22 protein-coding genes are annotated in these 21,493 nt (G+C 59.0%); 17 read left to right on the top strand and 5 right to left on the bottom strand.

Annotated features, from left to right (window positions below; translation table 11 throughout):
* The first annotated feature begins 58 nt into the window (after positions 1–58).
* From BN2154_RS09230 to BN2154_RS09160, 16 genes are all read left to right on the top strand, one after another.
* On the top strand, positions 59–1,246 hold the full coding sequence (locus BN2154_RS09230; protein WP_050618516.1) for a YibE/F family protein: 1,188 nt from the start codon (positions 59–61) through the stop codon (positions 1,244–1,246).
* Positions 1,247–1,579: 333 nt separating this feature from the next.
* Positions 1,580–3,127 (top strand): ABC transporter substrate-binding protein, encoded by a 1,548-nt coding sequence (locus BN2154_RS09225; RefSeq protein WP_050618515.1) that lies wholly within the window; start codon positions 1,580–1,582, stop codon positions 3,125–3,127.
* Between the two features lie 32 nt (positions 3,128–3,159).
* Positions 3,160–4,101, top strand: coding sequence for an ABC transporter permease (locus tag BN2154_RS09220; RefSeq protein WP_050618514.1), 942 nt, complete (start codon positions 3,160–3,162; stop codon positions 4,099–4,101).
* A 14-nt stretch (positions 4,102–4,115) separates the two neighbouring features.
* Positions 4,116–4,922, top strand: coding sequence for an ABC transporter permease (locus BN2154_RS09215; RefSeq protein WP_050618513.1), 807 nt, complete (start codon positions 4,116–4,118; stop codon positions 4,920–4,922).
* Positions 4,923–4,931: 9 nt separating this feature from the next.
* Positions 4,932–5,732, top strand: coding sequence for an ATP-binding cassette domain-containing protein (locus tag BN2154_RS09210; RefSeq protein ID WP_050618512.1), 801 nt, complete (start codon positions 4,932–4,934; stop codon positions 5,730–5,732).
* Between the two features lie 19 nt (positions 5,733–5,751).
* Complete coding sequence (locus tag BN2154_RS09205; protein WP_050618511.1) at positions 5,752–6,492, top strand: ABC transporter ATP-binding protein; 741 nt, start codon at positions 5,752–5,754, stop codon at positions 6,490–6,492.
* Positions 6,489–6,614, top strand: a complete 126-nt coding sequence (locus BN2154_RS16450; RefSeq protein WP_256303296.1) for a hypothetical protein — start codon at positions 6,489–6,491, stop codon at positions 6,612–6,614. Before BN2154_RS09205 ends, BN2154_RS16450 begins: the two co-directional genes overlap by 4 nt.
* Positions 6,614–6,811 (top strand): hypothetical protein, encoded by a 198-nt coding sequence (locus BN2154_RS16045; RefSeq protein WP_050618510.1) that lies wholly within the window; start codon positions 6,614–6,616, stop codon positions 6,809–6,811. The genes BN2154_RS16450 and BN2154_RS16045 overlap by 1 nt, the downstream gene beginning before the upstream one ends.
* Before the next feature lie 132 nt (positions 6,812–6,943).
* On the top strand, positions 6,944–8,758 hold the full coding sequence (locus BN2154_RS09195; RefSeq protein WP_050618509.1) for a helix-turn-helix domain-containing protein: 1,815 nt from the start codon (positions 6,944–6,946) through the stop codon (positions 8,756–8,758).
* Positions 8,759–8,893: 135 nt separating this feature from the next.
* A complete protein-coding gene (locus BN2154_RS09190; protein WP_050618508.1) occupies positions 8,894–9,577 on the top strand; it encodes an LptM family lipoprotein in 684 nt (227 codons plus the stop codon).
* A gap of 760 nt (positions 9,578–10,337) precedes the next feature.
* Positions 10,338–11,102, top strand: coding sequence for a sugar phosphate isomerase/epimerase family protein (locus BN2154_RS09185; RefSeq protein WP_050618507.1), 765 nt, complete (start codon positions 10,338–10,340; stop codon positions 11,100–11,102).
* A gap of 4 nt (positions 11,103–11,106) precedes the next feature.
* Entirely contained in the window at positions 11,107–12,198 is a 1,092-nt protein-coding gene (gene cobT, locus BN2154_RS09180; RefSeq protein ID WP_050618506.1) for a nicotinate-nucleotide--dimethylbenzimidazole phosphoribosyltransferase, read from the top strand.
* A complete protein-coding gene (locus tag BN2154_RS09175; protein WP_050618505.1) occupies positions 12,195–12,728 on the top strand; it encodes a bifunctional adenosylcobinamide kinase/adenosylcobinamide-phosphate guanylyltransferase in 534 nt (177 codons plus the stop codon). The genes cobT and BN2154_RS09175 overlap by 4 nt, the downstream gene beginning before the upstream one ends.
* Positions 12,725–13,501 (top strand): adenosylcobinamide-GDP ribazoletransferase, encoded by a 777-nt coding sequence (locus tag BN2154_RS09170; RefSeq protein WP_050618504.1) that lies wholly within the window; start codon positions 12,725–12,727, stop codon positions 13,499–13,501. The genes BN2154_RS09175 and BN2154_RS09170 overlap by 4 nt, the downstream gene beginning before the upstream one ends.
* A complete protein-coding gene (locus tag BN2154_RS09165) occupies positions 13,489–13,848 on the top strand; it encodes a hypothetical protein (protein WP_154666662.1) in 360 nt (119 codons plus the stop codon). Before BN2154_RS09170 ends, BN2154_RS09165 begins: the two co-directional genes overlap by 13 nt.
* Complete coding sequence (locus BN2154_RS09160) at positions 13,845–14,468, top strand: histidine phosphatase family protein (RefSeq protein WP_050618502.1); 624 nt, start codon at positions 13,845–13,847, stop codon at positions 14,466–14,468. Before BN2154_RS09165 ends, BN2154_RS09160 begins: the two co-directional genes overlap by 4 nt.
* A gap of 52 nt (positions 14,469–14,520) precedes the next feature.
* Here the strand turns inward: BN2154_RS09160 and gnpA are convergent, their stop codons facing one another.
* The 5 genes from gnpA to BN2154_RS09135 all read right to left on the bottom strand — a co-directional run bounded on the left by gnpA (position 14,521) and on the right by BN2154_RS09135 (position 20,136).
* Positions 14,521–16,689, bottom strand: coding sequence for a 1,3-beta-galactosyl-N-acetylhexosamine phosphorylase (gnpA, locus tag BN2154_RS09155; RefSeq protein ID WP_050618501.1), 2,169 nt, complete (start codon positions 16,687–16,689; stop codon positions 14,521–14,523).
* A gap of 27 nt (positions 16,690–16,716) precedes the next feature.
* Entirely contained in the window at positions 16,717–16,911 is a 195-nt protein-coding gene (locus BN2154_RS09150) for a DUF6903 family protein (RefSeq protein WP_050618500.1), read from the bottom strand.
* 8 nt (positions 16,912–16,919) lie between these two features.
* Positions 16,920–17,810 carry a carbohydrate ABC transporter permease gene (locus tag BN2154_RS09145; protein ID WP_050618499.1) on the bottom strand — a complete coding sequence of 297 codons (891 nt, stop codon included), beginning with the start codon at positions 17,808–17,810 and terminating at the stop codon, positions 16,920–16,922.
* Between the two features lie 16 nt (positions 17,811–17,826).
* Positions 17,827–18,702, bottom strand: a complete 876-nt coding sequence (locus BN2154_RS09140; protein WP_050619595.1) for a carbohydrate ABC transporter permease — start codon at positions 18,700–18,702, stop codon at positions 17,827–17,829.
* Between the two features lie 75 nt (positions 18,703–18,777).
* On the bottom strand, positions 18,778–20,136 hold the full coding sequence (locus BN2154_RS09135; RefSeq protein WP_368014001.1) for a carbohydrate ABC transporter substrate-binding protein: 1,359 nt from the start codon (positions 20,134–20,136) through the stop codon (positions 18,778–18,780).
* Positions 20,137–20,591: 455 nt separating this feature from the next.
* On the opposite strand from BN2154_RS09135, the gene BN2154_RS09130 reads away from it, so the two are divergent.
* Positions 20,592–21,383 (top strand): AraC family transcriptional regulator, encoded by a 792-nt coding sequence (locus BN2154_RS09130; RefSeq protein ID WP_242853729.1) that lies wholly within the window; start codon positions 20,592–20,594, stop codon positions 21,381–21,383.
* Positions 21,384–21,493: the final 110 nt, after the last annotated feature.

Here is a 21,493-nt window from a genome sequence, read left to right as displayed (position 1 = left end):
TGCCGGGGCCGCTCCCATGGGAGGCGGCCCCGGCCATTCCTGCCCGAGGGGGAACACCATGAAGCAGTCAAAGGGGAAGAAACAGCCTGTGGTAAAGCCGTTGAAGGGGCGGCGTGTCTGGGAGATCGGCGCGGCCCTGCTCCTGCTGGCGGTGCTGGTCGTCACGGCCGCGGCTCTGCGGGGCGGTGAAGGCGAACGGGAGGCGCGGGCCGCCCGGAAACGCCTGTTTGCCGTTGCCAGGGTTACGGATGTGCTGGCGGACCACAGTGCGGAGGACACCTGGACCGAGGGCAGACGGTTGGGGGAACAGTACATCGAGGTGAAGCTGCTCACCGGCCCGTTCAAAGGTACGGTCCTGGAGACCTCCAACTATCTCAACGCCTATACCAACGTGGACTGCCGCCTGGGGACGCGCATCGTGGTGCGCCTGGACTACGACGATCACGGGGAGCCCTACATCATCTCGGTGCCCAATTATGACCGGGGACTCGTGCTGGCTGGACTGCTGGTGGTGTTTGGAGCGCTGCTCGTCCTCATCGGGGGGAAGAAGGGGGCCATGGCGCTGCTGGGCTTGGCCTATACGCTGGCCTGCCTGTGGTATCTGCTGGTCCCCCTGATTCTCCGGGGGGCGGACCCGATTCTGGTCTCCATCGGCGTGGTGGCGCTGACCACAGCGGCGTCCCTTCTCCTGCTCACCGGCTTCAGCCGCAAGACGCTGTGCGCGACGCTGGGCTGCGTCGGCGGCGTGGCGGCGGCGGGAATCTTTGCCGGCCTGGCCGGGACCATCTCTCCATTGAACGGCTTTAACCTGTCGGAGGCAGAGGAACTGGTGCTTCGGGCCGGCGATTCGAAGCTGCACATCAGCGGGCTGCTGGTCAGCGGCATCCTGATCGCCTCTCTGGGGGCGGTTATGGATGTTGCTATGTCCATCGCGTCGTCCTGCAATGAACTGAGGGAGCTGAACCCAAACCTGACCCGGGCGGAGCTGTTTCGCTCCGGTATGAACATCGGGCGGGACGCCATGGGCACCATGGCAAATACGCTGATCCTAGCTTTTGCCGGCGCCTCGCTGAACATGCTGATTCTGTTCCGGGTCTATGACTATCCCCTGATCCAGATCGCCAATACCGATGCTATGGCCGTTGAGGTTATCCGGGGCGTGGCGGGCTCCATCGGCATCGTTTTGACGGTCCCACTGGTGGCGCTGCTGAGCTCCCGGCTTATGGGACCCCAACCAAAGACATAGGACACTGCCGGATGCCCGTTGGGCATCCCGCAGTTGATTTTGAAACGGCAAAAACAGACTTGAGCCGGACAGCCGGCTGTGCATCGACGGAGATGCTCCGATCTTGGTTTAAGCGCCTCCGACCGAGGCTTCTGCGCCTTTTTGCGGCCCTTCGCCCCGGGCACGGAGGAGTGGACCAACGGAAAAATATGCGGCTCCACCGATATTTTTGAAAAGAGCACTTGTAATTTCGCCCGTTATGCTCTACAATAGGACGCGACAATTTAATAATGGGAGAAGAAGTTATTTTGTTGTAACGCCGTCTCTTCGGAAACGGCGGAAGGAGAATCAGCAATGAAAAAACGTATTCTTGCAGTTTTCCTGGCGGCGGCCGCTCTGGCGTGTTCACTCAGCGCATGCGGAGGAGCAACGACTCAGACGCCCACCCCCAGCGACGAAACTACGCCTTCTTCCGGGGCGGTCCACGCGAACGAACTCACCGTGGGCATCGCCCAGGACCTGGATGATAGTCTTGACCCGTATCAAATGACGGCCGCAGGAACTAGAGAGGTCATGTTTAACGTCTTTGAGGGCCTTGTCAAGCCCGACTCGGACGGAAACTACGTCTGTGCAGTCGCCTCCGATTACCAAGTGTCGGAAGATGGACTGACCTACACCTTCACTTTGCGTGACGGTGTGGTCTTCCACAATGGCGCGACCTGCACGCCGGACGATGTGCTCTACTCTTTTGAAACCTGCGCCGCTACCTCGGTGACTTCCGCCGTGGTGACGGCGCTTTCTGCTGTCACGGATACGGTGGTGGACGGAAACCAGATTACCATGACCCTCAGCGCACCCAACAGCGATTTCCTCAGCTATGTGGCCAGCGTGTACATCGTGCCCGCCGACTACGCCGACCAGGCCACCAAGCCGGTGGGGACCGGCCCCTTCAAGTATATCTCCCGCAGCGTCCAGGAAAACATTATTCTGGAGAAGCACGCGGAATACTATGGAGAGCCCGCCCATCTGGACAAGGTGACCTACAAGATCTATGAGGACGGCACGGCTTTGTTCACCGCGCTGGACAGCGGCTCCCTGGACCTGGTGGCCCATCTGACCATGGATCAGGTCAACAATCTGTCCAACGGTTATAAGGTGCTGGAGGGCACCATGAACCTGGTGCAGGCCATCTACCTGAACAACGCGGTGGCCCCCTTCGACAACGTGAAAGTGCGCCAGGCCCTGTGCTATGCGGTGGACGTGGACGCCATGCTGGACCTGACCTCCGATGGCCACGGCACCAAGGTGGGGTCCTCCATGTATCCGTCTTTCGGCAAGTACTTTGACGCCTCTCTGGCCGACGCCTATCCCCACGATCCGGAGAAGGCCAAGGAGCTGCTGGCGGAAGCGGGTTATCCCGACGGGTTCACCTTCACCATCACGGTACCCAGCAACTACCAGCCCCACGTGGACACGGCTGTGGTGCTGGCCCAGCAGCTCTCGGCGGTGGGCGTCACGGCGGACATCCAAAAGGTGGACTGGAACACCTGGGTGAACGACGTATACGGCGGGCGCAACTTCCAGTCCACGGTGGTGGGCTTCGACTCCAGCACCCTGAACGCCAGCGGCATGCTGGCCCGCTGGGTCAGCGACAACGACAAGAACATGATCAACTACAACAATCCGGATTATGACGCCGCCTTTGCCGCCGCGCAGAGCACCACCGACGACGAGGAGCAGACGGCCCTGTATAAGCAGTGCCTGAAGATCCTCAGCGATACCGCCGCCAATGTCTATCTCCAGGACATGGCCGATTTCGTGGCTATGGACCCGGCGCTGGAGGGGTATGAGTTCTATCCCCTCTATGTGATCGACATGGCGAAACTCTACTTTGCCGCGTAAAGCCGGAATATGAAACGAGAGGAGGCGGGGAGATGAAATATGTCGCAAAAAAATTCCTCACTCTCATTATTACATTGTTCATCGTTTCACTCCTCGCCTTTCTCGCCTTTCAGGTCATTCCCGGCGATCCAACTACCAAGATGCTGGGCACCGAGGCCACGCCGGAGGCAGTGGCCGCTCTGCGGGCGGAGCTGGGGCTGGACAAGCCCGTTCCTGTGCGCTATTGGAACTGGCTGACCGCCTTCCTGACCGGAGATATGGGTACCAGCTACAGCTATCACATGCCGGTGGGGGAGATGCTTTCGGAAAAGCTGACCATCACCGCCATCCTGACGATCCTTTCCTTTGCCTTTACCGTGATTCTGTCCATCCCGCTGGGCATTTTGGCGGGCAGCGTCCGTAGCAAGGCCCTGGACTGGCTCATCACCGCCTTCGATCAGGTGGTGATGAGTATCCCCTCCTTCTTCATCGGCATCCTGGCCTGTTTCCTGTTCGGCATCGTATTCCGGCTTTTTACCCCGGGCAATTTTGTCTCCTATACTCAGGATTGGGGCGCCTGTATTGCCTATCTTCTGTTTCCCGCCCTATCCATTGCCATTCCCCGCATCGCCATGACGGTGAAGATGCTGCGGGGCGCCATTCTCAACGAGCTGGGCCAGGATTATGTCCGCACGGCCCAGAGCCGCGGCAACAGCCGCCGGGCCATCCTGCAGCGCCATGTGCTGCAAAATGCCCTGATTCCTGTCATCACCTTTTTAGCCGTCTCTGCTGCCGAGATCATGACCGGCAGCATCATTATTGAACAGGTCTTTACCATCCCCGGCGTGGGCCGGCTGCTGCTGGCCAGTATCTCCAACCGCGACTTTCCTGTGGTGCAGGCCATCGTGGTCATTCTGGCGGCCTGGATTGTTGTAGTGAACTTTGTGGCAGACCTGCTCTATCAACTGGTCGATCCACGCATCCGACTGCGCTGAGAGGGACCATTTCTATGAAAAAAGCAAGGAACTCTTTTTTCTATATCGGCGGCGGCATCTCGCTGGTGATGACGCTGCTCATTTTGATGGGGTACATTTGGACCCCCTACAGTCCTACCCAGATGGACGCCTCCGCCCAAATGCAGGCGCCCTCCCTGCAGCATCTGCTGGGCACCGACAACTTTGGCCGGGATATCTTCAGCCGGGTGCTCCAGGGGGCGGGCACGTCCTTTCTGATTGCTGTCAGCGTGGTGGCCATCGGCTGCCTGGCCGGTATTCTCGTTGGCAGCCTGTGCGGCTACTATGGCGGTACGGCCGACGTGATCCTGACCCGAGTTTGTGACTCCATTACCGCCTTTCCCAGTATCCTGCTGGCTCTGGTCATTGTCAGCGTGGTGGGGAGCGGTACCTACAACATCATTTTGGCGCTGGGCATCCTCTTTATCCCCAGCTTCGCCCGTATCGTCCGGGGCGAGTTTGCCCGGTGCCGGCATCTGAACTACATCCAAAGCGCCAAGCTGATGGGGGTAGGCGATGCCCGCATCCTGTTTTCCCACATCCTGCCCAACACCTTCTCCGTGCTGCTGCCTGCCATCACCATCGGCTTCAACAACGCCATTCTCAGCGAGGCCAGCATGAGCTTTCTGGGAATTGGCATTCAGCCGCCCCATGCCAGTCTGGGCTCCATGCTCAACGACAGCCAGACCTATCTGAGAAGCGCCCCCTGGTACGCGCTGAGCGTCGGGGGCACCATCGTGCTGCTGATTCTGGGGTTCAGCCTCCTCAGCGAGGGACTCCAGCAGCGCGGCCGCCGGAATTGAGGTGGAAGCATGGCAGAGCTTTTGAACGTTCAGGACCTGCGGGTCCATTTTCACATCGCGGCAAAGGGCCGCAACGCCGTAGACGGCGTCTCCTTTTCTCTGGAGGAAGGGGAGATTTTGGGCCTGGTAGGGGAGAGCGGCAGTGGAAAATCGGTAACGGCCATGAGCATCAGCGGGCTGCTGCCCCGGCGGCAGGCCGAAGTAAGCGGCAGCATCAAGCTGGGGGGGCGGGAAATCCTCCAATGTCCGGAGGAAGAGCTGCGGAAGATTCAGGGCGATGATCTGGCCGTGGTCTTTCAAGAGCCTATGACCAGCCTGAACCCGGTGCTGCGCATCGGGCCGCAGGTGGAGGAGAGCCTGCGGGTCCACGCCCGCCTCTCGCCGGAGGCACGGCGGCAGCGGGCGCTGGAGGCCATGATCCAGGCGGAGCTGCCCGATCCGGAGAGCCTATATCGAAAATATCCCCACGAGCTTTCTGGCGGGATGCTCCAGCGTGTGATGATCGCCTCGGCCATCATCAGCGGCCCCAAGCTGCTGCTGGCCGACGAGCCCACCACCGCCCTGGACGTGACCATTCAAACGCAGATTCTAGAGCTGCTGAAAAAGCTGAATCGGGAACACGGCATGGCGATTTTGTTCATCAGCCACAACCTGCACGTGGTGCAGAAGCTGTGTACCCGGGTGGCTGTGATGCAGGGGGGACACCTGGTGGAGACCGGCCTGGTGCAGGATATTTTCCAAAATCCCCGGCAGGAATACACCAGACGGCTCATCGCCGCGATTCCCACGCGGAACCGAAAACTGACCTGAGCAGAAGGAGGGATGGTCCATGGCCAGGGGACCGGTGCTGGAAGTTCGGCACCTGAACAGCTATTACCGCCAGGACCACTCGATCTTGAGCCACAAGGGGCCCCGCAGACAGATTCTGAAGGATGTCACCTTTGACATCGGACAGGGTGAGATTTTGGGCCTGGTAGGGGAGAGCGGCTGCGGCAAGACCACGCTGTCCCGCACGATTCTGGGGATGCTCAAGGACTACGACGGAGAGATCGTGCATCACTCGGTCCGGCCCCAGATGGTCTTTCAGGACCCCTTCAGCAGCTTGAATCCGGCCCGGTCCATCGGCTGGATACTGGAAGAGCCGCTGCGGGTGGCAGGGGGCATGACGGGGGCACAGCGCAGGGCCGCCGTGCTGGACATGCTGGATAAGATCGGTCTGGGAGGAGAGTTTGCCTCCCGCCGTCCCTGGGAGCTCTCCGGTGGGCAGCGCCAACGGGTCTCTATCGCCGCGGCCATGATCACCCGCCCCAAGCTCATCATCGCGGACGAGCCGGTCAGCGCACTGGATGTGACCATTCAGGCGCAGATCCTGCAGCTCCTGGTGGATTTGAAAAAGGAGTTTGACCTGAGCTATCTGTTCATCAGCCACGATTTAAACGTGGTCTATCAGATCTGCAATCGGGTCTTGGTGATGAAGGACGGCGTAATCGTGGAGCAGAATACGGTGGATGAACTCTTTGACCACCCGCAGCACCCCTATACCAGGCAACTGCTGAAGGCGGCGGAATGATACGATTTGAAAGCGGCCGGAACGGCGGCATGGGTCTCGTGGAAAAGAAAAACGGCCTGCATCTTGCAGCAAGCAAGATGCAGGCCGTTTTTGGCACGAGGGGTCTTCTCTTTGGCGTGTGATGTGCGAAGAAAGAGAATCAGCTTGTATCAGAAGCTATCTTCCTGACTACGGCACGGGGATTCCCTATCACGAGGTAGAATCTCTCGCCCGTGCCCTGCTCCCGGAGATTCAAGCCTTTTTCGAGAGCGAGGAAGGGCAACGGGAGTTTGCCGAGTGGAAAGTACAACAAGAGGCGGGCAGGGACGAGCAAGGATAATGAGCAGGGCGGGGACATCTCTACGATGTTCCCGCTGCTTTTTCCCGCAACTGTTCTGGTTGCGAGAAAGTTTGTAGACGCAACCGGGGCCACTTGCTATAATTAAGGCAAGACAGGAAGGGAGTGGTGTCTATGCTGAGAACTGCGATTCGTCAGGCCAGAGAAGAAAAGGGCATGAGCCAGGAGCGATTGGCGGAAGAACTTGGCGTCAGCAGACAGGCGGTGTCCAAATGGGAGATGGGTCAATCTGTCCCCACCCCGCGAAACCTGGAAGGCATCGAAGCGGCGCTTGATCTTCCTGCCGGTACGCTGGCTGAATTGCTCAAAGAGGAGGAGCGGGAACCGCCTTCTACTCCCAAAATGTCGAAAAAGTGCATTTTATTGACGAGCATTGTGGGAGTGGTCGCACTTGCGATGGTTTTCTCTCTGGGCTGGTTTACCGCGCAACAGTTGTCTACTTCCAATGAGGAAGAAATGTCAACTGGAAACAAACAGGTCACCATGGCCTTTCAGACCCCGCAGGGAGCGGTAGACGTGGCGGTAACCGTTCCTACCCAAGAGGATGGAACGGTGCTGTTTGATATGCCCCTGTCATCTCCCGGTGAGGAAGAACGCCTTGCCCGGCAGCTGGAATACTATCAGTGGCCCGACCATCTGGAATTAGAGCGCACCGACCTGGCGGACTTCGACCGCCTGCGGCCCTGGGGGCCCCCGGAGAAATACCTCTCCGAGGGTTGGGAGGTGAAGTCGGAGGTGCAAATGGAGGAGAACTGCACCCTTGCCCTGGTTCGGACTGAGGAGCCCTACGACGGCCCCACCTGCTGGTTCCTTGGACGGGGCGGCGGGCAAGATTGGAACGTGCTGTTTCGCTGCGACGAGGAGGGGCTTGTATGGAACGAGGACGGCTCTTGGGCCACCTTCGCCGGAAACGTTCTGGGCTATCCCAGCTTTGTGGTGCGCTGCGGCGGTGATGACCAGGCGGTGTTCTTCTCCGTTATCGACCAGGAACCCAGGATCGTCTTTCATATCACGGAGCATTTAGCGGGTATGGCAGACCTTGACCTGGACGGGGAGCTGGAAATCGTGGCCAAGCCGGAGGGCGAAGTCCCCCGCAAGTCTTACCAGATCTACGACCGCCTGCCAGACGGATACTGTATGTATACCTTGCCGGAGGAAATGGACGAGCTATTGGTGCCGGAGGACTGTTTCTTCCTGTTTTATGAGCCGGGCAGAGCCTTTGGTTTTTCCTATGAGTTGGGTACCAAGTGGTATCTGAACGAATACGCCCCGGTGTACGACCGCCTCTCCCCCGGCTTTCTCTGGCGAAGAGACGGCGTCAAGGACACCCGCACACAGGGCGGGGCCATCGGCGGCACCACTGTGACCTTTATGGAGCTGCGCCCCGATGAGATGGCCGGTTGGACGCCGGAAGGGACTCCGATGCCCACCGCGCGGGAGCAGGGGGCCCTTCTGCTGGAGGAACTGGAGGCGTTGTCGGGATACCGTCCGGAGCGCTGCTATCTTTGGGGCGGCATAGAATCCCAGCAGGTCGCCATCGACCGGGACGGAGATCATCGGAGCTTTTTCTACATGAGCTACGATCTGCCAAACTACAACAACAGATGGGAGCTTGTGGATTACAGCCTATTTATCCCCAGCGTAAACCTACAGTGGCAGTCAGAGTGGGCGCCCTGGTCGCCTCTGCGGAAGGATGCGGTGGACCTCCCCGGCGAATGGACGGACATGACGAAGGAACGGCGTGCCCTATGGTGGTATCGGAAAAGCAGTTACTTTGACTACGGCGAGGTTGTGTCCATCGGCCCAGCGCAGTATGAGGGAGTGATCAAACTGACACTTGCAGACGATTCCTTCCTGGAGATAACCTTAGACGATGATGGGTTCTTGACATCCATTTATGGACCCTATGCACCTGGTACGATTCACTAATTTCAGATGAGCATCTAACAACAAGGGAGTAAACTTCGTTCCCTCCCTTAGGGTGGAAATTATAGTTCTGCCCTTGCTTTTTATACTACACCTATTAGAATTGTAGTGACCACAAGAGAGAGGTGTTATTGAAAAATGAAAAGGATTTTTCCTTTTGTCATGGCCATTCTTTGCGTTTTTATGCTGGCTGCCTGTGGTAAAGAAGCTGATATTGGCCAATCCGACATACAGCAATATTATTTTACTGAAACAGATGCAGAGCCGCTTTGGGCACAGGGAGTCCAGTCTGATGGACAGTTATTTCAAGGGCTGAACTTGGATGGCATTGGTAATGCAGATGACGAAGCCTATGTAAGTATTTTTGAATACGGAGAATATAACGAGAAGATAACTGTACTCCGTATCCATTTGGGGACAGGAGAAACTGTGGCGAATGTTTTCCCTGTATGTGGGCCATATAACTTTTTGACAGGAAAACTGTTTTCAAAAGATAAGGATGCGATTGTTCTGGAAGTTCCCGTCTCGGGGAGCAATTATGGCGCAGTAAACATTTTTGCGTTGGATGTTTTCCCCGTTGGAACGGCCCCAGAACCAATCAGCGTTATCCGCATGGACACGACAAAAGGCATTGTTATGAATTCTGGAGAAGCGTTTCCAAATGAAGAATCAATCAAAGATACCACAAAAATCGTTGATATAGAGGATTCTCCCCTGCAAGGGTTGGAAATTCATACATATTTGAACAGAGAAGATTCTTCTGATATTTTGTATTGGGCCGGGGACAATTGGCAGGCTGATGATGGGTGGAAAATAAGATAATTCACCATAATAACGCGGGGGAGCATCATAATGTAGATGTTCCCCCGCATAGATTTTATTCAATATTCACATTTTACCCACCTGGATAATGTAGTTTGGATTATCATAAGATGGTCCGGTTGGGTACCGGAAAATATTACATTTGAAAAATAGTTACAAAATGGTTACAATTAAAGCGTCTTCGCGAGACCAATACTTATAAGGAGGTTTAACCCATGTTTTGCTTCACTGGCAATAACTTTAATTGCGGCTCCATCTGGGAGGCTCTCTGCCGGTATTTTGGCGTCGGCTGCTAAGGGAATCTGAGTTGGCGGCCCCACTTTTGTGGGGCCGCCTCAGCCTGTCGAAAAAGGCGTTGGCCTTTTTCGACAGGCTGAAAGCACAACTCGTCGAGTTGTGCTTTTTCCTGCGTATTGAATTTTGTCAGAAGTGCGCTGTTTGGCGGTAACTACCTGTCTTTTTGTTGTTTTCAGCCGCGGTATTTACCAGCCTTTTCCAACAGGGAGGCGGGCTGTTTTTCAAAAGGGTGGGTGCGATGGCGACGCCCGTGCGCAGGACGATGATAGCTTGACGATATTCCACGGGAAGCGGTTGTCGGGTTATGCAGCAGTGCGGGGAGCTTGGCGCGTCCATATTACCTCCGGAGATAACGATGTGATTGGAAATGAAAATTTTGGCAAGAGGGTTTTGAAAGGTCCGCCGTTACTTGATACCGTCCGGCTCCTGTGCTATGATTGCAGAGAAAGAAAAGAGGGTGGATATGGTCCAAAACCAAAACTGGTATCTCTCAACGGTGGCGGAGGAGGCGGAAGCGCTGGCGGCCAGGTATGGTCTGGGGCTGGAGATCGCGGAATACTGCACCGCCAGCAATATGGACGACGGCTTTGCGCAGGCCGACGCCGCCGTGCGGCGCGAGCTGGCCCGGACGGACCGCGCCGCCTTTCATCTCCCCTTCAACGAGCTCTGCCCGGCGGCTATCGATCCCAGAGCCCGCCGGTTGGCCTGGGAACGTTACCGGCAGGGGATCGCGCTGGCCGGCGCCTATGGAATCAACAGGCTGGTGGTCCACTCAGGCTATATCCCGCTGGTCTACGATAAAACCTGGTTTGCCGAGCGTTCCGTGGAGTTCTGGACGGAATTCCTCCGGGAGGTTCCGGCGGATGCACTGCTTTGTATGGAAAACGTCATGGAGGATGAGCCCGGCCTTTTGCTCGAAATCATCCGCCGTGTGGACGATCCGCGGCTTAGACTGTGCTTGGATGTGGGGCACGCCAACTCCAGCGCCTCAAACGTTCCTGTATCCGAGTGGATCGCCTGCTGCGCCCCTTATTTGTCCCATGTGCACCTCCACAACAATGAGGGGGACCGGGACCTGCACGCTCCGTTGGGGACGGGAACCATCGACATGGAGAAATGTCTGACAGAACTAATATGCAAAGCGCCCGGATCCACCCTGACCATCGAGAGCGTCGAGGCCGGTCCGTCGGTGAACTGGCTGCTGCAGCGCGGCTTTTTGCGGAGGTGAGCATATGGAATCGGAGTTGCAGCGGCTGCTTGCCGCAGTCCGACCGCTGGATGAAGCCGCCATGGAGGCGGCCCGCTCCCGCCAGTCCCGGCTGGCCAAGCCCCCCGGCAGCCTGGGGAAGCTGGAGGAGATCTCTGTCCGGCTGTCCGGCATCACCGGACGGGTGCACAACCGCCTGGACCACCGCCGCATTCTGGTCCTGTGTGCCGACAACGGCGTGGTGGAGGAGGGGGTGGCGTCCGCGCCGCAGTCCGTCACCGCCGCTCAGGCGGTGAATATGACCCGTGGGAAAACCGGAATGTCCGCCCTTGCAAGCTGGTTTGGCGATGAGGTGCAGGTGGTGGATATGGGCATCGCCTGTCCCTATGAATGCCCGGCGATCCTCGACCGGAAAATTGCCCAAGGGACCCAAAACATCCGCTATGGGGCCGCCATGGCCCGAGAGCAGGCGCTTCGGGCCATCCTGACCGGCGCGGCCCTGGCGGCGCAGGCCCAGGCGGACGGAATACAAGGGCTGGGCACGGGAGAGATGGGAATCGGAAACACTACCACCTCCGCCGCCGTGCTGTCCGCCCTCACCGGCGCGCCGGTGGAGACGGTGACCGGCCGGGGCGGAGGAATCACGGATGAGAGCTTTGCGCGCAAAAAGCAGGTGATCACGGAGAGCTTGCGCCGCAATGCTCCGGATGCCGCTGATCCGGTGGATGTGCTCGCCAAGGTGGGCGGCTTCGACCTGGCGGCCCTGTGCGGAGTGTTTCTGGGAGCGGCCCGCTGCCGCATCCCAGTGGTGATTGACGGCTTCATCTCCGCAGTGGCCGCCCTGTGCGCCGCCCGGCTCTGCCCCGCCGCCGCCGGATATTGTTTTCCCTCCCATGCCTCCTATGAGCGGGGCTATGCGCTGGCGGCCCGGGAGCTGGGTCTCTCACCCTGGCTGCTGCTGGACATGCGCCTGGGGGAGGGCAGCGGCTGTCCGCTGGCCTTTCAGGTCATGGCCGCCGCCTGCGCCGCGATGAATGGAATGGCCACGTTTGAAGACGCGGCCATCAACGACGGCTATCTGGATGAAATACGAGCAAAGGACAGCTTTACCGTATGACGATTTTTCTTTCCGGCGGAAGCAAAAACGGAAAATCCACACTGGGAGAGCGGGCCGCCAGGGCGCTGGCTGGCGAGGGCCCGCTGTGGTATGTGGCTACGATGATCCCCCATGACGAGGAGGACCGGGCCCGGATTCGCCGCCACCGGCAGGACCGGGAGGGCTGTGGTTTTCAGACGGTGGAACAGGGCTGGGACCTTTCCAGTTGCCTGGCTGGGCGGTGCGGCACCTTTTTGGTGGACAGCGTGACCGCTCTGCTGGCCAATGAGATGTTCCGGCCGGATGGGAGCTTTGATCCCGACGCCCCCCGCCGGGTGTGCGCGGATCTGCTGCGTTTTGCCGCCGGGGCCGAGCATGCAGTTTTTGTCTGCGACTTTATCTTTTCCGACGCAGGCCGCTACGATGGGTACACCGAGGCCTACCGCAGGGGGCTGGCCGATATCGGAAAAGCCCTGGCGGCCTACTGCGATACCGTGGCGGAGACCTGCGGCGGCAACTATATTCTGTGTAAGGGGGCAATGCCCTGGTGAAACGGCTGACCACCGCCTTTTTTATGGCCTGGGGCATGTTCTGTGCCATCCCGTGCCCGTACCAGCGCTGGGACGAGCGGCTCCGACCGCTGATGCTGGTCTGCTTTCCGCTCCTGGGCATGCTGCTGGGAGGCATTTGGTGCTCGGCCGCCTGGCTGATCGCCCGGTGGGGAGGCCTGGGCCTGTTCGGTCCGGCCCTGCTGGCGGCCCTGCCTTGCCTTTTGACCGGCTTTCTCCATCTGGACGGTTTCATGGACTGCTGTGACGCCATTTTATCCCGCCGCCCGCTGGAGGAGCGGCAGCGGATCTTGAAGGACTCCCATGTGGGGGCCTTTGCCGTGATCTGCGTGGACCTCCTTCTGCTGCTGAGCGTCGCACTTTTTGCCACGGCGGAGTGGTCGAAGGTGTGGCGGCCCCTGCTCTTCCTGCCCGCCGCCGCCCGCGGCCCCGCCGCTCTGGCCGTCCTGTCGCTGTCCCCCATGGGGGGGAGTTCCTACGCCGGCGGCTTTCAGGCGCAGGTCGGGCGTATCCATCGTCTGACTGCGGCTGCTCTGACGGTGATTTTTCCGGTTCTTTCCGCCGCACTGTTTGGCATACCCGGCCTTTGCGCCGCCGCCGCCGCGTGCGGCAGCGCCCTGGCCCTGCAGTGCGGCGTCCGGCAGTTGGGCGGGATGTCCGGAGACATCTCCGGCTTTGCGGTGACGGTTGGGGAATTCTGCGGCGTCGCTGCTCTGACATTTTTAGGAAAGCAGGTGTGGGCATGGACTTGGTGATCGGAGGGGCCTACCAGGGCAAACTGGAATACGCCCGCCGGACATATGCTCTGACGGACGAGGATCTGTTTTTCTGTACGCCAGAGCATCCCATTGACCCCGGAAAGCGCTGTATCTGCCGCCTGGAGGAATATGTTCTGGGCTGTGTCCGCCGTGGGGAGCAGCCCGAGGTGCCGCTTCGTCCGGACGGGGTCATTCTGTGCCGGGATATCTCCTGCGGCGTGGTACCCATGGAGGCGGAGCTGCGCGTCTGGCGGGAGGCGGTGGGGACGCTGCTGGGGCAGCTCTCCCGGCAGGCGGAGTCGGTGACGCGGCTTTTTTACGGCATACCGCAGGCGCTGAAATGAGGCGAGTCTGTCTCATTCGGCATGGAGCCACGCGGGCCAATGAGGCGCGTCTGTACTGCGGATCAAGCGACCTGCCCCTGTCGGATCGGGGACTGGCCGAGCTGCTGCACCTGCGTGAGGGCGCCGGATACCCTGAGCGGGCGGGCTATTCCATTTATACCAGCGGAATGGTGCGGACAGAGCAGACGCTGAAGGCTCTCTTCGGTCCGGTGGCCCACCAGGTTGAGCCCGATTTGCGGGAGCTGGATTTCGGCGTGTTTGAGCTGCATTCTTATGAGGAGCTGGCCGAACGCGCGGACTATCAGACCTGGATCAGCGGAGACAACGAGAACCAACGCTGTCCGGGCGGAGAGAGCGGCAGGGAGATGACGGCCCGGGTCTGGCGGGCCTTTCGGCGGCTAGTCGGGGCGGGGGACGCACTGATCGTGACCCATGGCGGTCCGATTGCCGCCATTATGGCGGGCCTGTTCCCCGGCGAGGGGAAAAACCGCTTCCAGTGGCAGAGTGCGCCGGGGCACGGCTACCAGATCGAGTTGGAGGCGGACGGCGGCGGTCTGGCGCCCCGGACCTATCGCCCGATCCCTGAAAGCCGTCCCCTGGATCACAAAAAAGGACTCTGACGGAAAAAGCGTGCCGCAGGCTCTCCTGCGGCACGCTTTTTCTCTGCATGGCTCAAAGCTCATACCATTTGATCTCGTTGGCCGCCAGATCCAGCGTAAAATGGGACCCGTCCCCGCGGTAAACGACGGTGTGCTGTGGTTCATAGGTGTTGTTCACCACGCAGTACTTCCCGTTTTTCACATAGGCGTGGACCTCTACGTTGTAGTTGCTGGAAAACCAACGGTGCAGTTCGTCCTCCCGATGGGCGGACCAGAGGATCGCCCGGTGGAGCAGCCGGTTGTTGGCAAACGAGTAGGGCAGTCCGGACAGATAGACACACCGGCCCTTGCCGTAGCTGTTGACGGCCATCTGCACCTCTCTGTCACGCTGGACAAGGACCTCCGCGCCCTCCAGGGCGTAGATGCTCTTTTTGCCCTCGCCAAAGTCCACCGGGCCCGTGTGATCGGCGAGGATGAAATGATCCGGGTGCTCGTCCCAGTTGTATTTGTCGTAATTCAGTGTAAAGCCAATCTCCTTTTCAACTCCCAAAGCACAGGCGAGCTGCAAGTAATGGCCCTGATACGGATGCCCGGAGGGCTCTCCCACGCCGATGAAGCCGCCGCCGTTCCAGAGGAAGCCGCGCACGGCTGCCGACACCGCGGGGTCCTCCCACACAGGGCCGCCGGTATGGGCGGTATCGCCGTCCCCGATGTTGAGCAGGACGTCAATGTCGTCCAGGACTTGGGGGTCTGCCTTCACCTCATCAAAGGAGAGAAACTGCACGTCGAAGGGAGCGCCGGACAGGGCCTCGATGATCCCGGCGTAGGAGTAGTTCTGCTTTTGGTACAGGGCGTGATGGACCATGTGACAGCCCCAGGAGCGGGCCTTTCCCCAGCAGTTTAGGACCGCCACCCGGCCGACGCAGTAGGGGGTCGTGCCGTGAATGTTGGCATAGAGCTGGCGGAACTCGTCGCACACCCTCTCTACATAGCAGACAAAATCCGGGAACTGGCAGGCCAGCTTCAGGTAGCCGCCGTAGCCGATGCGGTCGATAGGCTTGCGCAGGATCGCCCTGCGGGCGGTCACCCAATTCTCTTGGGCCTCCTTCACCGGGTTCCCGCCCTCGTGAAAGGTATCCGGGAAGAAGTAGGGCAGGAAGCGGCCTTCGGTATACTTCACGCCGGGAATATCCGAAATGAGCCGCAGAGTCGAGCCGTTGCCCACGCTCCCCACCACCGCGTCCAGGCCGATACTCTGAAACTCGGGCAGGAAGGGTTCGGTGCCGATCCAGTGGTCCCCCAGGAACATCATCGCCTCCTTGCCCAGCTCGTGGGTGATGTCCACCATCTCTTTTGCCAGCTTTGCCACCTCACGCCGCTGGAAGGCCTGAAAATCCAGAAATTCCCGGCTCGGCACTCGGTACTGGTTGTTGTAGTACCCCTGATCGATGATGTATTCCGGCCGGAAGGGATAGCCCGCTTCCCGCTCGAACTGCTCCAGAATGTAGGGGGAGACCGAGGCGGAATAGCCGTACCAGTCCACATACTTTTCCCGCTTTAGCTCATCGAACAGGAGGGTAAACTGGTGGAAAAAGGTGGTGTACCGGATCACATCCACATAGGGGTGGGCGGCGATGAACTTCCGCAGGCGTTCCATCGTGTACCTGCGGGTTTTGGGCTGCCGGACATCAAAGGTGATCTGGTGCTCAAAATCCTTCCAGCCGTTGGTCACGGCGTTATACATATGCACCGGGTCCCAGATGAGGTAAGCCAGAAAGCTGACGGTATACTCATGGAAGGGGAGGGGCTGTTCCAGCACCACGCAGCCGCTGTCTCCGTCGTACCGCCAGGCCGACGGGGCCACGACCGTCCCGGCCGTGCGGTCCATCACCTCCCACCAGCGTTTGATGTCGTCCCGGGTATTGACCTGTATGAGCTCCGGGCTGATGCCCTGCATCAGGGGGATGGACAGCGCGCCGCCGGCGGCGGTATAGAAGCCGGTCATGATGTAGCATTGCTGTACCTCTTCCGGATGGGACCGGGCCCAGGCGTTGTCCTTCCGGGTGGTGTAGTAGGTGGAGTAGACCTTGGCGTCCACTCCCTTGAGGGCCTCGGGGTAGTTGGTGCCGTCGCAGTCCCGGATGGCGTCGGCGCCCCAGCGCTTCAGGATCTCCAGTGTCTCTGACACCACATCCACATCCGTGGGGATGGTGACGCGCCCCCTGTGCACTTGCTCACTCATAGGCATCTTTCTCCTAAAGACTTCAGATTATCTGGGCTCTTCAAACGGCTTGTTGTAGAGCATCAGGGCGGTCAGCAGCAGCACGACCCCCGCCAGCATGAGCGCCAGGCCGGTCAGTTGGCCGGTCATCTTCCAGCCCACGATGAGCAGCACAAAGCCCAAGACAACAAATATCGCCATAAGACCGGCGCGCAGGGTGGTATGTTCCTTCCAAAATCGCATCGCGGCACCTATCCTTTCAGACCGCCCACGGTCATACCCTGGGTCAGCTTTTTCTGCACGCAGATGTAGAGGATCAGCGTGGGCAGCATCACCAGCACCAGACCGGCGTACAGAATACCGTACTCGGCCTTGGACTGTTGGGCCTGCATCAGGTTCAGCAGTCCCACCGGCAGAGTCTTGGGACCCTTGGCCGAGCTCATCAGGGTCATGGAAATGATATACTCGTTCCAGAAGGAGAGGAAGTTGAAGAGGATGATGGTGATGATGGAGGGCTGGGCCATAGGGAAGATGATGCTCACCATGGTCCGGCCGTAGCCTGCGCCGTCGATATAGGCAGCTTCCTCAAAATCATGGGGCAGGGTGGCGAAGTAGCCCGACAGCAGGTAGATGGTAAAGGGCAGGGCCGTGGAGGCGTAAACTACCGCCAGTACAAAAATATTGTTCAGCAGGAACCCTCCGCCGACGGTATTTTTGAGGAATGCGTCCCCATCCTTGAGCAGGAGGAAGATGGGGACCACGATGTAGTTGACGTTGATGAAGAGTCCGGCCATAAAGCAAGTGTTCAGGAACCGGCGGCCTTTGAAGTGAAAGCGGGACAGGCAGTAGGCCGCGGGGAGGGCCACCGCCAGCAGCAGCAGCAGCGCCAGTACGGTGACGATGACCGAGTTGAGCATATACTCACCCATCCGGGCGGCATTCCAGGCGTCGGTAAAATTCTGCCAGTAGAACCCGGCGGGCAGCGCCCAGGGGTTCCCATAAAACTCGCGGTTTTGCTTGATGGAGGCCAGAAAGACCCAGGCCACCGGCACGATGATGCAGATAGCCAGGGTGATGAGAGCGACGTAGAGAAAGACCTTGTAGAGGCGCTCACCCGCACCGTGTTTTTTAACTTGATCCATGCTGCGACGCACCTCCTTAGAATTCCAGCGGCTCGCGCCGGGTGACCCAGTTCACCAGACCGGCCAGCGCGAAGGAGAAGAGAAAAATGACCACGCCCGCCGCCATGCTGTAGCCATACAGACCCGCGTCCTTCTGGTTATACATGAAGCTGAGGCCCACATCGGCCATCCCCTTGGCCACCATGGCCTTGACAAAAAGGAAGGCCATGTTGATGGTGGAGATAATGAAAAAGGTGAGGGTGGTACGGATGTTGGTCCAGATGAGGGGGATGGTGATCTGGAAAAACTGCGTTATCCGACCGGCCCCGTCCAGAGCGGCACTCTCGTAGAGGCTCTGTGGCACGCTGGCCATGGAGGCCATATACATGACCATGTAATAACCGATGGCCTGCCACACCATGGCGATGATGATGCTGACGATGACCAGGGGCTGGTCCTTCCAGAGCACCATCACAGTCTCACCCTTCAACATGGATAGGATGCTGTTCAGCATCCCGTTTTCTGGCTTGTAGACGGCGGAGAAGATACCCGCGATGACTACCACGGAGAGAATGTTGGGAATATAGAAGATGATGCGGAAGAAATTTTGCCCCCGGATCTTTTCCCGGGTCAGGATGCCGGCGAACACCAGGGCGAAGGCGAAGGTCACCACGGTGACCACCACGATGAGCAGGATGGTATTCTGCATGGAGGAGATAAATTTGGCATCCTGGAGCAGGGTCCTGAAATTTTGCAGTCCCACGAAGGTTTCCGTAGGGGAATAGGCGCCCCGCTCAAAAAGGGACATGCGGAATACGTTCAGAGTGGGGAGGACCATAAAGAAGGCGAAGAGGAGGGCGGCCGGCGCCACACACAGGGCAATGAACCGGCGGCGTCCGCTGTGCTTGTTCACATGCTCGGCTCCTTTCGGGAAGAATAGGGCGGCGGTGAGCAGCTTTCCGCTCACCGCCGCTTCCATGGCTTCTGTTTATTTCAGATTGGCGCGCATCTGGTCGCTGGCGGCCTTGATGCCGTCGATCCACGCCTGCTCGGTGGCGTTGCCGGAGACCAGCTTGTTCACCGGATCGAAGAATACCTCACGAACCGTGCCCAGCCCGGCAACGGAGTTATAGGCGGCGAAGTTGCCCATGGCTGCCTTGGCGCCGTTGTCGTAGATGGAGTAGAACATCACGTTGTCGCCCTCCAGCTTGTCGGCAATGCCCAACACGGGCTGGATGGCGCCGGCCTTGGCAAAGATCTCGCAGGCGGTGTCGCTGTACAGGAAGGCGAGGAACTGCTTTCCGGCCTCCACATGCTCGGCGCCAGCGGGCATCCAGGCCTGCTCAAACCAGGTGTAGCTGTAGCCGTCGCCGCCGGCCTCCACCGCGGGAAGCGCGGTCATACCCCACTCAAAGCCATCCGCGCGGGGGGCCTCGGCCATCTCGCCCACGATCCAGGTGCCGTTGGGCATAAACAGGGCCTTGTTGTCCAGCACGAGCTGCTGGTTCTGGGTGAAGTCATTGTCGTTGGCTTGGGCAGGGGTGACAGGGTCGGTGTAGGAGGCCAGCTTGGTCACGATGTCGAAGCAGGTCTGGGCCTCGGGGGTATCCCAGATGCCCTCCTCATAGTGGGTAGCCTTGTCAAAGAATTCGGGACCGCCCACAGAGTACATCAGCGCATAGAAGAAGGCGTCGAAGTAGCCCGTGGTGGGGTAGGTGAACAGCGAGATGCCCTCAGCCGCCGCTTGGTCGCCCAGCGCCCACATCTCGTCCCAGGTGGTGGGAACAGTCCAGCCCTTTGCATCAAACAGGCCCTTGTTGTAGAACAGGCCGCAGGGAGAGTAGAACATGGGGGCCAGATAGGTCTTCCCATCGCCGTAGGGGTTGGTCAGGGAGGTGTCAGTGAAGCCGCCGGCGATCTTGTCGCTGACCTTCACGTCCTCGCCGGGCACGGTCATGGAGAGCACGTCGGTGATATCCATGATGTTGTTGTCCTTGATGAACTGATCGGTCAGGCCGGCCTCGCGGCCGGTGGCCAGATGGATCACGTCAGGGAATTCGCCGCCCTGCATAGCGGGACCGATGACATCCTCCAGCTTCTTATCCACGGTGAGCTGCACCTGGATGCCGGTCTGCGCAGTGAAGGCGTCGGCGACTTCCCGCCACATGTCGGCGCCGTAGCCCGATTCCAGGGCGGCCACCTGAATGGTGGTGGCTTCGGGCTGCTGGGAGGCCTCCGGGGAGGCGGAAGCGCTGGGAGAGGGGCTGGAGCCGCTGCCGCCGGAGCACCCGGCAAACAGGGAGAGCATCAGGGCGCCGGTCAAAGCGGCGCTGAGCACATTTTTCATTTTCATTTCCTCTTGACCTCCTGTTAAATTGTTTTAGATGGGCGGCGGCTTTGGAGCACACCCGCCGCTTGAGATACTTTAAGTATAGCCGATGGAAGCCACAGTTCAATTTTATTCTTGCGTGCATTTTTAGAAAAATTGCTTTTCTGGCTTTTTAAATAATAATTGCGGAATTGAAAAACTTGTTTTGTGCATAATATCCACAAAATTGCGCCGAGGATTTTAACAGAAATGCCGAATAAAAGAAAAAGATTGAGTTGTGAGGCGCAATTACTTTCTTTTTTTCAGATTGCAGAACGGGAGACAGTGTGCTATGATTGAAACGCAAGCATTTTAGGTTTCTAACGCAAGAATTCTAAAGCGATGGTAAGGGGATGGCCGTGAGCAACGACCGCTATGAGCTTTCCGGGGGAAACCCGAGCCCCATTGACCGCTCAGTCACCAAATTGCTGTATGTGAGTACCGCCAAATACGGCGGCGACTGGCACAGCCTCCTGCACACCCACGCCTGCACGGAGCTGTTTTATGTGGTGGGCGGGATGGGACAGTTCAACATTGCTGACCGGCTGCTGCCGGTCTCCACCGACGATCTGGTTATCGTCAATCCCAATGTGGAGCATACGGAGCTGAGTCTCAATGCCAGCCCGTTGGAGTACATCGTTCTGGGGGTGGAGGGGCTGGAGTTCGAGCCCGCTGAGGACGGGGACGACCGATATGCCCTCGTCAATTTCCGGGGCGGGGGCGAGGAGATGCTCTTCTATCTGCGGGCCATGCTGCGGGAGATCGAGACAAAGGCGGAGGGCTATCAGGTGGTGTGTCAGGACCTGCTGGAGGTGCTGCTGGTCCGCCTCATGCGCAGGACCAATTTCACGCTCAGCGTAGCGCCGACGGGGCGGAGGACCAGTAAGGAGTGCGCCGCCGTGCGCCGGTATATCGACAGCCACTTTAAGGAGAGCATCAATCTGGAGCTGCTCTCGCAGTTGACCCACGTCAATAAGTATTATATGGTCCATGCCTTCAGCCGGGAATACGGCATCTCGCCCATCAACTATCTCATTTCCCGGCGTATCCAGGAGAGCCGCTATCTCCTCAGCACCACGGACCACTCGCTGTCGCAGATCGCCCATATGCTGGGCTTTTCCTCTCCCAGCTACTTTTCCCAAAGCTTTCGCAAGCTCTCGGGGATGAGTCCCATGGAGTACCGAAAACAGCAGCGATCTGGGAGCCGATCCCAGTCCGAGCCATGATGAGGTCCGCCATGCCCTATCCCACAGCGAGTCTATCGGCAGCGTCCGGGCATTGAATCAGAAGACCCGGGGGAGTAGGCCGGACGGTGCGACAAATCCAATCGTGCAAA

It is taken from the genome of Intestinimonas massiliensis (ex Afouda et al. 2020), assembly GCF_001244995.1.
GTDB classification, from domain to species: domain Bacteria; phylum Bacillota; class Clostridia; order Oscillospirales; family Oscillospiraceae; genus Intestinimonas; species Intestinimonas massiliensis.
The sequence above is the reverse complement of the archived record's forward strand: the minus strand, read 5'-3'. Positions and strand labels throughout refer to the sequence as shown.

Coding starts and splice junctions, on each gene's coding strand:
- BN2154_RS09230 (WP_050618516.1), top strand. CDS start 59: ATGAAGCAGTCAAAGGGGAAGAAACAGCCTGTGGTAAAGCCGTTGAAG.
- BN2154_RS09225 (WP_050618515.1), top strand. CDS start 1,580: ATGAAAAAACGTATTCTTGCAGTTTTCCTGGCGGCGGCCGCTCTGGCG.
- BN2154_RS09220 (WP_050618514.1), top strand. CDS start 3,160: ATGAAATATGTCGCAAAAAAATTCCTCACTCTCATTATTACATTGTTC.
- BN2154_RS09215 (WP_050618513.1), top strand. CDS start 4,116: ATGAAAAAAGCAAGGAACTCTTTTTTCTATATCGGCGGCGGCATCTCG.
- BN2154_RS09210 (WP_050618512.1), top strand. CDS start 4,932: ATGGCAGAGCTTTTGAACGTTCAGGACCTGCGGGTCCATTTTCACATC.
- BN2154_RS09205 (WP_050618511.1), top strand. CDS start 5,752: ATGGCCAGGGGACCGGTGCTGGAAGTTCGGCACCTGAACAGCTATTAC.
- BN2154_RS16450 (WP_256303296.1), top strand. CDS start 6,489: ATGATACGATTTGAAAGCGGCCGGAACGGCGGCATGGGTCTCGTGGAA.
- BN2154_RS16045 (WP_050618510.1), top strand. CDS start 6,614: ATGTGCGAAGAAAGAGAATCAGCTTGTATCAGAAGCTATCTTCCTGAC.
- BN2154_RS09195 (WP_050618509.1), top strand. CDS start 6,944: ATGCTGAGAACTGCGATTCGTCAGGCCAGAGAAGAAAAGGGCATGAGC.
- BN2154_RS09190 (WP_050618508.1), top strand. CDS start 8,894: ATGAAAAGGATTTTTCCTTTTGTCATGGCCATTCTTTGCGTTTTTATG.
- BN2154_RS09185 (WP_050618507.1), top strand. CDS start 10,338: ATGGTCCAAAACCAAAACTGGTATCTCTCAACGGTGGCGGAGGAGGCG.
- cobT (WP_050618506.1), top strand. CDS start 11,107: ATGGAATCGGAGTTGCAGCGGCTGCTTGCCGCAGTCCGACCGCTGGAT.
- BN2154_RS09175 (WP_050618505.1), top strand. CDS start 12,195: ATGACGATTTTTCTTTCCGGCGGAAGCAAAAACGGAAAATCCACACTG.
- BN2154_RS09165 (WP_154666662.1), top strand. CDS start 13,489: ATGGACTTGGTGATCGGAGGGGCCTACCAGGGCAAACTGGAATACGCC.
- BN2154_RS09160 (WP_050618502.1), top strand. CDS start 13,845: ATGAGGCGAGTCTGTCTCATTCGGCATGGAGCCACGCGGGCCAATGAG.
- gnpA (WP_050618501.1), bottom strand. CDS start 16,689: ATGAGTGAGCAAGTGCACAGGGGGCGCGTCACCATCCCCACGGATGTG.
- BN2154_RS09150 (WP_050618500.1), bottom strand. CDS start 16,911: ATGCGATTTTGGAAGGAACATACCACCCTGCGCGCCGGTCTTATGGCG.
- BN2154_RS09145 (WP_050618499.1), bottom strand. CDS start 17,810: ATGGATCAAGTTAAAAAACACGGTGCGGGTGAGCGCCTCTACAAGGTC.
- BN2154_RS09135 (WP_368014001.1), bottom strand. CDS start 20,136: ATGAAAAATGTGCTCAGCGCCGCTTTGACCGGCGCCCTGATGCTCTCC.